Below are 14,515 nucleotides of genomic sequence, written 5' to 3'. Positions count from 1 at the left end.
GGAGGGGCATTCTTATGCGGGTTGTTCTGCGGAATCGTTCTGCGGGTTGCTTATCTGAGAAAGATAAAGCAGTTTAGTTTTAGCGGTTGAAAGCATCGCGTCTTATAGGGGGATATGGTGGCGTGAAAGCGATATCGGTGTTGTGACGCGCCGATGAAAATGCTTTAAATCGTTGGAATGTAGCCATTGCTCTCTGTCGATTGGACAAGTGTGGATTGGCGCGCTAATATGCAACTAAAGCGATTTAGTTCGAATCGCCAAACCCGTCAAAGACGAGGGACACATGGAACGAAAGTTCCAAACAGGGCGGCATCGAAGCTGTCGATGATGACGCCTAAGGAAAGGAAAAATATGAACACTGCGAAGAAGGCGCTCGCGTTGACCGGCGCAGTCGCCATGATTGCTTCGTTCGCCGCCTGTGGTTCCAGCGGCACCGCCGGCGATGGCACCAAGGAGATCACATTCCAGACCTGGAATCTCAAAAACGACACATATACCCCTTATTTCGAAAACCTGATCGCGGCTTTCGAAAAGGATAATCCCGGAACGAGTGTCAAGTGGATCGACCAGCCCGCCGACGGCTATACCGATAAAATCAATGCCGATGCCGCGGCCGGCACCTTGCCTGATGTGGTCGATATGAGCCCGAACGGCGCATATAGTCTCGCCAAGGCCGGCGTCATCGCCAATCTGTCGAAGGATGATGCGCAGGCCGAAGACCAGTTCACCTCGTCTTCTTGGGATGCCGTGACCTTCAAAGGCGAGAACATCGAAACCGGTGCCTATGCCTATCCGTGGTGCCTCAACTCCGGTGTGCAGTACTATAACAAGGCCATCTTCGACCAGTGCGGCGTTTCCGAGCTGCCGGAGACCATGGATGCGTGGTTCGACGCCGCGAGCACCATTGGAGAGAACTGCCCCGGCACCAACATGGTCGCCGCCGTTCCCACCCTCGAATCCTTGGGACAGTACGGTTCCCAGCTGATGAACGAGGATCAGACCGCATTCACGTTCAACGATAAGAAGGGCGTTGAGCTTGTTCAGCACTATATCGATATGTATAACGAGAAATCGCTGTCGGCCGACGCGTTGAACAACCAGTGGACCGGCGAGGGAGACGCCTTCAAGCAGGGCAACGTCGCTTCATTGGCGGGGTCGGCCTATTCCGTGGCGGATTTCCAAGAGAACGCTCCCAAGGTATATGAGAATCTCGCCATCGTCGAGCGTCTGCTCGGTGAAGGCGGTAAGCAGAATGTGGCCATGGAGACGCTGGTCGTCAGCGAAACCGCGAAGAACAAGGATCTGGCGATGAAATTCGCGCGTTTCGTCACGAACAAGGAGAACCAGACCGAATTCTGCACCAAGTCCCACACCTTCCCCTCCGTCGATGGTGCCATCGACGACGCCGCGTTCTCTCCGACTGGGGACACCCTGCAGGACCAAGCCATCGCACTCGCTTCGAAGGCCGTGAAGGACGACAATTGGTTCGCCTCTCCCGCTCCGTTCTCGGAGAACGCGAAGACCGCCCTGCGCGAGCAGATCGCTTTGGCCATCCAAGGCGAGCAAACCGCCCAGCAGGCGTTGGATAAGGTCGTCGAGATCGCGAACGAGGATCTCAAGTAATATGTTCCGCCGCACCGTTTCCAACGGCGCCGTCAAACGCACCGCGCACACCAGTTCCGTTGCTGTGCGCGGTGCGCGCACCTCGCGCGTCGAAGCTTCTGATTACGTTGATGAACAGCATCGTATCCGCGAAGGCAGAGGCCTTTCCGGATGGCTGTTCGTCCTTCCCGCCATCACGGTGGCGCTGATTTTCGTCATTGCCCCGTTCATCAACACGGTTCGCCTGTCGTTCACCGACGCGACGTTCTCCAATCCCGGCAAGTTCGTCGGCCTGGAGCAGTACCAGCGCATGCTTGAGGATGAATCCGTGCGCACGGGCCTGATCAATTCATCGCTATACGTGGTGTGCGTGGTGCCGTGCATGGTTATCCTGCCGCTCATTCTCGCTTCGTTGGTGTCCGGAAATTCCAAGATCCTCGCGTTCTTCCGAGCCTCGTTCTATTTGCCGGTCGTGGTTTCCAGCGTCATCGTCGGTCTGGTGTGGACCAACCTGTTGAGCACCCGCGGACTGGTGAACTCCGTCTTGCAGACTTTCGGCTGGGTCAAAGAAGCCGTGCCGTTCCTCACGGATCGCTGGCTGCTGCTGTTCAGCGCGATGGCCATCACCATCTGGACGGGTCTCGGCTACTACATGATCATCTATTTGTCTGCGTTGGCCAATATCGACCAGTCGCTCTATGAAGCCGCCGCGCTTGATGGAGCCGGCGTGATTCGTCGGTTCCTCCATGTCACCGTGCCCGGATGCCGTTCCACGATGGTGCTCATCATGCTGCTGTCCTCCGCCGCCGCGTTCCGTGTGTTCAACGAGATCTATGTGCTGACCGGCGGCACCGGTGGCGTGGGCGGCAAAGATGTCACGATGACGATGCTGATCAAGAACTACGGCACCGGTCTTAACGCCAAATACGGTTATGCCGGAGCGATCAGCATGTTGGTGTTCCTGATTGTCGGCAGCCTGATCGCCATCGAATTCTTCGTCCAGCGGAAGGTGGAGCGTGATGCGTAACAAAACCGCGAGCAAAGTGCTGCAGTACCTGCTGCTGGCGCTGTTCTTCATCATTCTCATAGGCCCGTTGCTCTGGCAGCTGACGCTCGCCTTCAAAGGTAAAGGTGACGATATCTACGCGGTACCGCCGTATGTGTTCCCGAAAGATCCAACGTTCGACAATTTCATCGAGGCGTTCACCCGTATTCCGGTGCTCAAGTATTTCGGCAATTCGCTGATCGTCGCCGCCATCTCCGTGTGTGGCAATGTCATCGGCTCCACATTGGCTGGATATGCGTTGGCCCGTCTCAAATTCTGGGGCAAGCGTCTGGTCATCGTGCTGATTTTCAGCGCGATGCTGATTCCGGGCGAAACCTTGCTGATCTCTCAGTTCATCATCGTGAAGAACTTCGGCTTGCAGAATACGTTGCTGGGCGCTGCCTTACCGGGGCTATGCGCTGCTATGAACGTGCTGTTGATGATGAACGCGTTCTCCGGCATCCCCATGGAACTTGAGGAGGCTGCGAAGGTCGACGGCGCGAACGTGTGGCAGCGGTTCTTCAACGTATGTCTGCCGCAGGTCAAGGGCACGATGACGGTCGTTGTCATCTTCGCATTCGTCGGTGCCTGGAACGACTTCCTGTGGCCGCTGATCATTCTGGGAGATGATTCCGTATACACCCTTACGGTGGGATTGAACCGATTGAAGAACCAGTTCGTGTCCGATCCACGTCTGATCGCAGCCGGCACGGTGATCGCGCTGGTCCCAATCGTCATATTCTTCCTGATCTTCCAGCGTCACTTCTTTAAAGGCGTGGAATCAGGTGGAATCAAGGGATAGTGAGGAATCTGTCTTATGCGTTTCGGAGTCAACTACACCCCATCGGATGGCTGGTTCCATTTCTGGCTCGACCCCCATTGGGATTCGGTGGAGCGCGATCTCGCGCAGATCGCCGATCTTGGCATGGACCACATCAGGATTTTCCCGCTGTGGCCCGTGCTGCAGCCCAACCGTACCTGGATCAACCGCGCGGGGCTCGAAGACGTGCGCCATATGGTCGCGATCGCCGCGAACCATGGTCTTGACGCCTACGTCGACGTGATCCAAGGGCATCTGTCCAGCTTCGACTTCGTGCCGTCCTGGCTGGTCTCCTGGCATGAGACCAGCATGTTCGCCGACGCCGACGCCGTCAAGGCGCAGGCGGAACTGGTCGAGGCGCTGTACGACGCGCTTGCCGACGAACCCAATTTCAAGGGGCTCACGTTGGGCAACGAATGCAACCAGTTCGCCGACCGTTCGCATCCGCGCCGTATGCCGGCCACGACGGGCGAGATCGAAAACTGGCTGACCTCGCTGATGGCCCCGGTCGAACGCAAGGCGCACGATCGCGGCCGTATTCTCATCCACAGCGAGAACGATGCCGTATGGTACGCCGACGGTCATGTTTTCATGCCCCGTCAGGCGGCGAACATCGGCGACGTGAGCGCCATCCATTCGTGGGTGTTCAATGGCACCGCCCAGCATTACGGCGGCATGTCCGAACAGAGCGTGCGTCACGGCCAGTATCTGCTCGAGCTGGCCAAGGCGTTCGCCGACGATCCGAACCGTCCCGTCTGGCTTCAGGAGATCGGCGCCCCCGGCAACGTCATCGACGAACGGGACACCGTGGCTTTCTGCACCCGTTCCGTCGAATCCGCGTTGGAATGCCCCGGCCTGTACGGCGTCACCTGGTGGTGCTCGCATGACGTGAACCATGCGATGTCCGATTTTCCGCCCTTCGAACACGATCTTGGACTATTCGACGAGAACGGCGAGATCAAGCCGATCGGACGTGAGTTCGGGCGTCTGGCGCGGGAGCATCGCCATGACGAGGCCAAGCGTGAGGACGGCATCGCGGTGGTCATCCCCGTCGACGACGAAGGCGAACCGATCCTCAGAAGTGCATGTTCGCCGGGCGGGTCATTGTTCGAAGCATGGATGGACCTCGCCATCCGGGGGTTGAGACCCGCATTCGTCACCTCGGCCACGGCCGCCGATCCCGAGGCGTTGCGCGCGCGTGGAATCTCACGGACGGTGACGCCGGAACTGCAGGCCGGCCACGCCTACAGCGCGGTGTCCGACCCCTCTCTTGAGGCCGCCATGGCCCAATAGGCTGTTATGGTATCGGTGGTATGGGCAGGGCCGCGTCTGTGTTTGGACGCGGCCTGCATCAATCGGGCCGAACGTGGCATACTGGAACTGGGCGCCACGCGAATCAGTGGCGTCGGCCGGAAGTCGACAGCGGATATGGGCCAAGGAGGGCTGGGATTTCGTGTTCACACCGAGTGATGCGCCGCTCCCGGTTCCGATCGTTCTCAAGGAGACACTTCGCCGGCCGATAGTCGCCGGGGTTATGGAGGATATCGGCGGATGTCGAAGCATAGTCGGGAACGCAGGAAAGGAACATACGCATGAACGCGCAAGGCAAGCCGGCCTCACGGCACGGAGCCGTCAGTCTTAAGGACATCGCCGACGAACTGGGCATCTCCCAGACGGCTGTGTCGTTCGCCATCAACGACAAGCCCGGCGTCTCCGAAGAGACCAAACGCAACGTGCGCGAAGCCGCCGCCAGACTGGGGTGGACCCCCACCTATGCCGCGCGGGCGTTGGGGTCGAATAAGACGATGACGATCGGTTTCGCGCCGTCGAGGTCCAGCGAGGGGTACCAGACCGAAACGTTCATGCTGCATTTCATGGCGGGGATCCATGAGTCGCTGAGCCGTCAGGGCTACGGTCTGTTGTTCCGGCCATGCAAGTCGACGCGCGAGGAGATGTCCGTATACCGCGACTGGGCGCGCAGCAAGCGTGTGGACGGGGTGATCCTCGTGGATCTGCGGGCCGATGATCCCAGGCCGAAACTGTTGCGCGACCTGGGTCTGCCGGCGGTGCTGGCCGGCGGTCCCGACCCCGACGATATCGTGCCGTCCCTGTCCATCGACGATTCCCGGACCATGGAGACGATTCTGACGCATCTGACCCTGTTGGGGCATCGCCGCATCGCCTATCTGTCGGGCGATTCGCATCTCGACTACTGCATGGAGCGCACGAAGGCGTTCGAACGGTTCACGTCCAGCCGTGGATTGGGGCCCTTGTGGATCGAATTCACCGATTTCGACATGGACAAGGCCCTGATCGCTACACAGCGCCTGCTGGCGGAGGACGAGCCGCCGACGGCCTTCATCTTCGAAAGCGAAACCCTGGCCGCCGCGAGCATACGCGTCATCACCGAGGTCAAGGTCCGGCAATCCTACACGGCGGAACGCGGCAGCGGGGGCGTGTATCCGTACAATATGCCGGCCACGGTGAGTTTTGAGGACAGTTTCATCTGCGAGAGCGCCTATCCGTCGATTACCGCGGTCCATCGTGACGCCGGCGAATACGGCGTCAAAATCGCGAATCTGTTGTTGAAATTGTTGGCGGGGGAGCCTGTCTCCGGCAACCGGAAGATTCTGTCTCCGCAGCTGGTGGTGCGCGAAAGCACCCGTTTGCCGATGATCCAGACCTGATGCGGTTGTCGCGAAACCGCAGAGTCCTTTGGTGTCTGACCGCCTGTCGCGATGTCGGCCGCCGCGCCATGCCCCTATCCGGCCGATCTGCGGCGAGTTGCGTTTCGGGATGAAGTAGACTGCAACTAAAGCGGTTTAGTAAATTCTGGTCACGAAGCCGGACGGAGCGGTTCGCGGGGCTTGTGACCGGAAGCCGTGCCAAGCAATGAACGCAAAGGAAACGTATGTTTCTGAACATCGACCAACAGCTGGAGCGTTGCGCGCGAGTCATCAGGCAGCGGGTGCGTCCCCACGTCCATCCGGTCATCGAATCCCTATCCATCGAAGCTTTCGACATCCCCGGCGAGCCGATTCCGGCGGATGAGTTCTTCGCCAGACTGGACTGTGGCGAGATACCGTTCGAACCCTTCGAGGCGGGCTCGCCGTGGGGCACCACGTGGGGCACCGTCTGGTTCAAACTCACCGGCCGCGTGCCGCAGAGCTATCCGCAGGGCCGTCCGCTCGAACTGATCCTCGACCTGGGCTGGTACGACCATTCCGTCGGCGGACACATCGAAGGCATGGTCTACCGGCCGGACGGCACGGTGATCAAAGCCGTGCATCCGCGCAACTACTGGGTGCCCTTCGTCGACGCCGACGGCACGCGCCACACCGACCTCGACGAGGACGGCGGCTTCACCGTGTATCTCGAGGCCGCCTGCAATCCGCTGCTGCTCGGCGTGACCCCGTTCATCGAAACGGAGCTCGGCGACCACGCCACCGGCAAACCCGAGGAGCAGTACGTCTTCCGCTCGGCGTCGTTAACCGAATACGACGCCCGCTTCGAGGACTACTGGCTGGACTTGGACGCCGTTTCCGGTCTGATGGCCGAGCTGCCCGACAAGCGGTCCGCCCGCTACTTCCAGCTGGGCAAGGCGCTGCAGCGCTCGCTGAACGCCTTCGACGAACAGCGGCTCGATTCCGTCGAGCAGGCGCGCGCCGAACTCGCGGACGTGCTGGCCCGGCCCGCCAACGCCTCGGCGATGCGCGTCAGCGCGGTCGGACATGCGCATATCGACTCGGCGTGGCTGTGGCCGGTGCGCGAGACGCGCCGCAAGGTGGCCCGCACCGTCTCCAACGCCCTCGCGCTGATGGATGAGTCGCCGGACTTCAAATACGCGATGAGCTCCGCCCAGCAGTACGCCTGGCTTGAGCAGGACCGCCCCGACCTGTTCGCCCGTATGAAACGGCGTATCGAGGAGGGGCGGTTCATCCCCGTGGGCGGCATGTGGGTCGAATCCGACGGCAATCTGCCGGACGGCGAGTCGCTGATCCGTCAGATCTCCTTCGGCCGCCGCTATTTCAAAGAGCATCTGGGCGTCGAGCCGCGCGGCATCTGGCTGCCGGACAGCTTCGGGTACACCGGCGCCTGGCCGCAGATCGCCCGCCGTGCCGGCTACGACTGGTTCCTCACGCAGAAGATCTCCTGGAACGACACCACCAAGTTCCCGCATCACTCCTTCCTGTGGGAGGGACTCGACGGCACGCGCATCTTCACGCACTTCCCGCCCTCCGACACCTATGCGGCATGGGTCACGGCCAAGGAGATGGTCTACACCGAACACAACTTCCAAGACAAGGACCTCTCGACCCGCGCGCTGATGCTCTTCGGTTACGGCGATGGCGGCGGCGGTCCCACGCGCGAGATGATCGGCAGCCTGCACCGCTTCCGCGATCTCGAAGGCCTGCCGAAAGTCGAGATCGAAGCCCCGGACGAGTTCTTCGACGCCGCGCGTGCGCAGCTGGAAGGCAACGCCGGCGAGGAGACGCCGGTGTACAAAGGCGAACTGTATCTGGAACTGCACCGCGGCACGCTGACGGCCCAGCAGGAGATGAAGCGCGGCTGCCGCGAGGAGGAGTCGCTGTTGCGCGCCGTCGAATACCTGTGCGCCGCCGCGACGCTGGCCGACGGACAAGGATACGCCTACCCGCGTGAGGAGCTGGACCGCATCTGGACGACGCTGTTGCTCAACCAATTCCACGACATCCTGCCCGGCTCGTCGATTCCATGGGTGCACCGCGAGGCCCGCGCCGACTACGCCCGTGATCTCAAGCGTTTGGCCGAGATCGCGCAGGAGGCCTGCGCCGCCCTGCGTGCCTCGAACCCGACCGCCGATCTGCTTGACGAGGCGAGGATCGCGCAATACCGCGTCGACGGCGGCTCGTGGACACCGGCCGCCGCCACCCGGAGCGCCGACGATTCCGAATCCGTCGCCATCAATCGGTGCGACGGCCGCGTGGTGATGGACAACGGACTGCTCGCCGCGACCATCGAAGCGGACGGCACCGTCTCATCGCTGGTCGACAAGCGGCGCGACCGCGAACTCGTGCCGGCGGGCATGCGGCTCGGCGTCTACGAACTCCTGCACGATGAGCCCTCCGTATGGGATGCGTGGGATATCGAGCGCGACGCCTTCCTGAATCGCGACGTCATCGGAGGCGGTCGCATCGTCGATGTCTCCCTTGACGCGTGTGGCACGGCATGTGTGACGGCGCGCGTCGAATTCTCCGACAGTGTCATCGACACGACAATCTCGCTCGCCGTCGGCGCGGGACGGCTGGACTTCTCCGCCACGGTGGACTGGCGCGAGCGCGAACGCTTCCTCAAAGTGGATTTCCCAATCGCCGTGGCCGCCACGCAGGCCCAATACGACTGCCAGTACGGTCTGGTCGAGCGGCCCATCGCGAAGAACAGTCGCGGCGACGAAGCCAAATACGAAAGCTGCACCCGCAGGTTCGTGCGCGTCAACGAGCCCGGCTATTCGGTGGCCGTCGTCAACGGATCGGTATACGGCTCCGACGTCGCCCCGATCGCCGCCGACGCGGCCGCCGAGCGCACGCCCGGCACGATGTTCCGCCTGTCGCTGTTGAGCGCGCCGGTGTTCCCCGACCCGCGCGCCGACATCGGCACGCACGGGTTCCGCTGGTCCGTTCTGGCCGACGCGACCATCGAACGCACATTGCAGACGGCCGCGGAACTCAACGCGCCGCTGCTACACGACGTGCCCGCGATCGCGCCGCTCGCCTGTCTCGACACCCAGGAGGGCGTGCCGGTGATCGACTGGATCAAGCTGGCCGACGACGGCTCCGGCGACCTCATCGTGCGCCTGTATGAGGCGGCCGGCGGACGCGCCAAAGCCGCGCTGCGCGTTTCGGAGGTCTTCGCCGGCGGCACGGTACGCGAAACCACCGTGACGGAAGCCGACGATCTCGCCGCCGACCTGCCGGTATGCCTTGAGACGCGCGGATCCACGCCCGCCCAAGGCGCGCGGATCCATCTCGCCCCCTTCCAACTGGCCACGCTGCGCATCAGCCGATAGGCCACCGGACCAAGCCGTCGCGGTCATCGGACGCCGCCCGCGACGGCCTGGTCCGATGCCGCCCCGCAGTGCGATCCGCCATCCCGCAGTGCGATCCAACGAACCGATACCGTAACCACCACCCACCAACGAACGTGATCCAAACAAGGAGTCGTCGATATGTTTCTGTTACCCGACCAGCAGTTGGCGCGATGCGACCGCGTCATGCAGCAGCGCGTCGAACCCCACATCCACTCCACGCTCGCGCATTGCGCGTTGCGCGCCGCGGACAATCCCGGCGAACCCGAACCCTCGGCGGACTTCCTCGCCCGCGCGCGTGCGGGACAGGTCGAGTGGCGCGACTTCGCCGTCCCCGGCACCTGGGGCACCACCTGGGGCACGACCTGGTTCGAAGTCACCGGCCGTGTGGATCTGGCCGTAGCCAAAGGGAGGCGCGTCGAACTGTCCGTCGATCTGGGATGGATGGCGCACCGCGGACCGGGCTTCCAATCCGAAGGCCTGTTCTACCGGGCCGACGGCACCGCCATCAAATCCGCGAACCCACGCAACAGTTGGATCCCTCTGGTCGCCGCCGACGGCACCCCCAACGTGGAATTGGACGCAGACGGCAACTTCACCGTATACGTCGAAGCCGCGGCCAACCCCTTCGTCGAAGGGCCGACGCCCTTCTCCCCAACCGAACTGGGGGAGCGCGCTGACGGCAATCCGAGCGGCTACACGCTCAGCCGCATGGACGTGTGCGCCTTCAACGAGGACATGTTCGACTATTACATAGATCTGGAAACCGTCTCGTCGCTGATCCGCGAGCTCAACGGCGACGATCCGCGCCACTGGCAGCTCGCCAAGGCGTTGCAGCGCTCGCTGAACGTCTACGACGAGCGCAAACCGCAAACCGTTGCCGCCGCGCGCGGTGAGCTCGCCGGTGTGCTGGCCGAACACGCCTCGTCCAGCGCGATCAACCATATCGCCATCGGACATGCGCATATCGACTCGGCGTGGCTGTGGCCGGTGCGCGAGACGCGCCGCAAGGTGGCCCGCACCGTCTCCAATGTGCTTGCGCTGATGGACGAGGATCCCGACTTCACCTACGCGATGAGCTCCGCCCAACAGTACGCCTGGCTTGAAGACGAGCATCCGGACCTGTTCGCCCGTATGAAACGGCGCATCGAGGAGGGGCGGTTCATCCCCGTGGGCGGCATGTGGGTCGAATCCGACAATATGGTGCCCGCCGGCGAATCGCTGATCCGTCAGATCACCTTCGGTCGCCGCTATTTCAAAGAGCATCTGGGCGTCGAGCCGCGCGGCATCTGGCTGCCGGACAGCTTCGGCTATTCGGGCGCCTGGCCGCAGATCGCCCGCCGCGCCGGATTCGACTGGTTCCTCACGCAGAAGATCTCCTGGAACGACACCACCAAGTTCCCGCACCACTCCTTCGAGTGGGAAGGCATCGACGGCACCGCGATCCTCACGCATTTCCCGCCGTCCGACACCTACTGTTCGTCCATGAGCATGCATGAGGTGCAGTATTCGCAGCGCAACTTCCTCGACAAGGACCTGTCGCGCAACGCCATCCTGCTCTACGGTTGGGGCGATGGCGGCGGCGGTCCCACGCGTGAGATGACCGCACGCGTGCGTCGCGACCGTGACCTGGCGGGTTGCCCCAAGGTGGATTTCGGCACGCCGGACGAACTGTTCGACCGTGTGCGCCGCGACATCGTGGACGACGCGCGCGGCGAAACCCCGGTGTTCAAGGGCGAGCTGTACCTCGAACTACATCGCGGCACGTTGACGGCCCAGCAGGATATGAAGCGCGGCTGCCGCGATGAGGAGTCGATGCTGCGCGCCGCCGAATACCTGTGCGCCGCCGCCTCGCTGAAAAACGCCGGCTACGTCTATCCGCGCGAGGAATTGGATTCCATTTGGAAGACGCTGCTGCTCAACCAGTTCCACGACATCCTGCCCGGCTCGGCCATCGCATGGGTGCACCGCCAGGCGCGTGAGGAATACGCGCGCGACATCGAACGCCTGCGTGCCATCGCCCAGGACGCCGCCCAAGCCATCGCCGCCGCCGATCCCGCCGCCGAGCGGGTGGAACATGCGGTTATCACGCCGTATGCCGGCGATGCCGAGGCCGCATGGACCGTGCGTGAGGCCTCATCCGTCATGGGGCATGCCGGAGCGCAAGATGTGAGGGTGGACCATGTGGGCGACTCCGTCATACTCGACAACGGTCTGCTTCGCGTCACCATCCTGCCCAGCGGCGTCGTCTCCTCGATGGTCGATCTCGCGTCCGCGCGCGAACTGGTGCCCGCCGGCACCGGCATCGGACGTTACGAGCTGCTGCGCGACGAGCCGTTCCACTGGGACGCTTGGGATATCCAACGTGACGCCTTCCTGTGCGCCGCCGGCATGGACGACGCGACGGTCGACGGCGTGGAGCGGAACGCCGACGGCTCGGCCGTTGTGAAGGTGACCACCAAGGCCGAAGGCGTGGTCATCGCCACGAGCATCACATTGCGTCCCGGTGCCAAAAGCCTCGATTTCGCCGCCGATGTGGATTGGCGCGCCCAAGAGCGCTTCCTCAAAGTGGACGTGCCCGTGGCCGTGCAGGCGCTTAACGCCCAATACGAATGCCAGTATGGTCTGGTCGAACGGCCGATCCAGAAGAACACGCGCAGTGACGAGGCCAAATTCGAAAGCTGCACGCACCGTTTCGTGCGCGTGGCCGACGCCTCCTACGCGGCCGCCGTCGTCAACGCCAGCACCTACGGCTCCGATGTCAGCGAACTGCACGCCGAACGCGGCACGATGATCCGCCTGTCGTTGCTGAGCGCGCCGCTGTATCCCGATCCGCGCACCGACCAAGGCCTGCATTCCTTCGCGTGGAGTGTGGTGGCCAATGCCGACATGCCCGCCGTGCTCGCCGATGCCACGCGGCTCACCACCCCCGATGTGGGCGCGGTGCCCGCGTTCGGGCCCTTGGTGCGTCTTGAGAAGGTTCAGGGCGTGCCCGTGTTGGACTGGATCAAAACGGCCGACGACGGATCCGGTGATATCATCGCACGCGTGTACGAGGCCGCGGGCGGTGTGGCCAAGGCGAGTTTTGCCATGTGCGACGAGCTGGCCGACGCCATCGTACGTGAGGTCGCCGTCACGGAAACCGACGCATTGGACGACGGACTGCCCCGTGCCTTCGATGCCGATGGAGTCCGTCCGGCGCAAGGCGCGGCGATCTCGCTGGCACCCTTCCAGCTTGCCACGCTACGCTTCAGCCGGCGGCCGATCGACGGCGTCGAACCAGTAGGGAATAAGTAAAGGAGACTCCATGCGATACGACAGCATTCCCGCATCCGTCCAACGTTTCATGGACCATATCACCGAGTTGTGCGGATCGGAGCACGAGGCATGGGCGCGCAATTTCAACGCCTGCTTCGCCAACACGCTGCTGACCACGGTCCGACGCCATGACGACGGCACCACATTCGTGCTCACCGGCGACATCCCGGCGATGTGGCTGCGCGACTCCACCGCGCAGGTGCGTCCCTATCTGGCGATCGCCGGCCAAGACGCCGACCTCGCCGATATGATCGCGGGACTGGTGCGGATGCAGTTTCGATACATCGGCATCGACCCATACGCGAACGCGTTCAACGAGGAGCCCAACGGCAACACGTGGGACCCGAACGACCAGACCGATGTGTCGAGCCCATGGTTCTGGGAACGCAAATACGAACTCGACTCGCTGTGCTATCCGATCCAACTGGCCTGGCTGCTCCACGCCAACACCGGGCGTTGCGATCATTTCGACGAGACCTTCATCGCCGGCATCAGGCGTGTGCTCGACGTGATCGAAACGGAGCAGGACCATGCCGCGCGCTCGCCGTACTTCTTTGTGCGGGATTGCGACATTCCCACCGAGTCGCTGGCTCGCGACGGTCGGGGCACGCCGGTGGCGGACACCGGCATGTCATGGTCGGGCTTCCGCCCCAGCGACGACGCCTGCACCTACCATTATCTGGTTCCTTCGAATATGTTCGCCGTGGTGGTGCTGGGCTATGTGGAGCGCATCTTCACCGACATCATTCCGGACGAGGATATCGCACGACGGGCCGGCTGGCTTTCCGCGCGGATTCGCGACGGCATCGAAACGCATGCGCGCGTGAGCAATGCCGCCGGCGAGACGATCTACGCCTACGAGGTCGACGGCCTGGGACATGCGGTCGTTATGGACGACGCGAACGTGCCCAGCCTGCTCGCCGCACCGTATCTCGGGTATTGCGCCGCCGACGATCCGACCTATCTGGCCACCCGCCGCACGTTGCTCGGTGAGGAGAATCCGTACTATTACGCCGGTCCGTACACGCGCGGCATCGGCTCGCCCCACACGCCCGAACGGTATGTGTGGCCGATCGCGCGCAGCATCGAAGGGCTGACCTGTGAGGACCGGGAGGCCAAGGCCGCGATTCTCGACAATCTGGTCGCCATCGACGCCGGTACGAACCTCATGCATGAGGGCGTGTGCGTGGACGATCCGACGAAATACACGCGCGAATGGTTCTCCTGGTCCAATATGATGTTCTGCGAACTCGTCATGGACTATTTCGGAATCCGCGTCAAGCGTTGAGCTTGAACGGGTCTTTTCGAGTTTGGTGTGTCCGGCTGTTCAACTGAGTTTTGCTAAAACGTTTGATTCTCGAGTTCGGTGTGTGAGATCGGCGTTGGCAGACGAACCGGACACACCAAACTCGTTTTCTTTCGTTATGAATGGGTTTTGGGCTTTCGGAGCCGGGTGTGGCGGGCGTATATAGGCCGGCGGATGGGGATCCAGCTGCTGTGAATCTGGGGTATGAGGACAGAATAGCGGCGAAGTGGCGAGATCCGACCAGGACTGCGTTCTTCCGATTGTCTTGGCGGCGGTTCGCGGTTGATGGAATTCCGGTCACCCACTAGCTTGTTTTGCAAAATAGTAGTATCTTGTCTTACAAGATACTACTTGGTGTGA

Annotated in this window: 8 protein-coding genes; all 8 read left to right on the top strand. The window is 62.4% G+C overall.

Translation table 11 applies throughout. The features are described 5' to 3' along the window. Nucleotides 1-351 precede the first annotated feature (351 nt). Nucleotides 352-1,623: an ABC transporter substrate-binding protein gene (locus BE0216_RS04835; protein ID WP_094636688.1), complete on the top strand. Its 1,272-nt coding sequence runs from the start codon at nt 352-354 to the stop codon at nt 1,621-1,623. 1 nt (nt 1,624) lies between these two features. Next, on the top strand, nt 1,625-2,629 hold the full coding sequence (locus BE0216_RS04830) for a carbohydrate ABC transporter permease (protein WP_094636689.1): 1,005 nt from the start codon (nt 1,625-1,627) through the stop codon (nt 2,627-2,629). After that, entirely contained in the window at nt 2,622-3,449 is an 828-nt protein-coding gene (locus BE0216_RS04825) for a carbohydrate ABC transporter permease (RefSeq protein ID WP_094636690.1), read from the top strand. Before BE0216_RS04830 ends, BE0216_RS04825 begins: the two co-directional genes overlap by 8 nt. Nucleotides 3,450-3,464: 15 nt before the next feature. Beyond that, nucleotides 3,465-4,760 (top strand): glycoside hydrolase 5 family protein, encoded by a 1,296-nt coding sequence (locus tag BE0216_RS04820; protein ID WP_094636691.1) that lies wholly within the window; start codon nt 3,465-3,467, stop codon nt 4,758-4,760. Nucleotides 4,761-5,059: 299 nt separating this feature from the next. Next, nucleotides 5,060-6,154, top strand: coding sequence for a LacI family DNA-binding transcriptional regulator (locus BE0216_RS04815; protein ID WP_094636692.1), 1,095 nt, complete (start codon nt 5,060-5,062; stop codon nt 6,152-6,154). A gap of 224 nt (nt 6,155-6,378) precedes the next feature. After that, a complete protein-coding gene (locus tag BE0216_RS04810) occupies nt 6,379-9,513 on the top strand; it encodes an alpha-mannosidase (protein WP_094636693.1) in 3,135 nt (1,044 codons plus the stop codon). A 159-nt stretch (nt 9,514-9,672) separates the two neighbouring features. After that, nucleotides 9,673-12,828: an alpha-mannosidase gene (locus tag BE0216_RS04805; protein ID WP_094636694.1), complete on the top strand. Its 3,156-nt coding sequence runs from the start codon at nt 9,673-9,675 to the stop codon at nt 12,826-12,828. A gap of 10 nt (nt 12,829-12,838) precedes the next feature. After that, on the top strand, nt 12,839-14,137 hold the full coding sequence (locus BE0216_RS04800) for a glycoside hydrolase family 125 protein (protein ID WP_094636695.1): 1,299 nt from the start codon (nt 12,839-12,841) through the stop codon (nt 14,135-14,137). The last annotated feature ends 378 nt before the right edge of the window (nt 14,138-14,515 follow it).

The sequence above is a fragment of the Bifidobacterium eulemuris genome, from assembly GCF_014898155.1.
Taxonomy (GTDB): Bacteria; Actinomycetota; Actinomycetes; order Actinomycetales; family Bifidobacteriaceae; genus Bifidobacterium; species Bifidobacterium eulemuris.
This window is presented reverse-complemented; position numbering and strand designations above follow the sequence as displayed.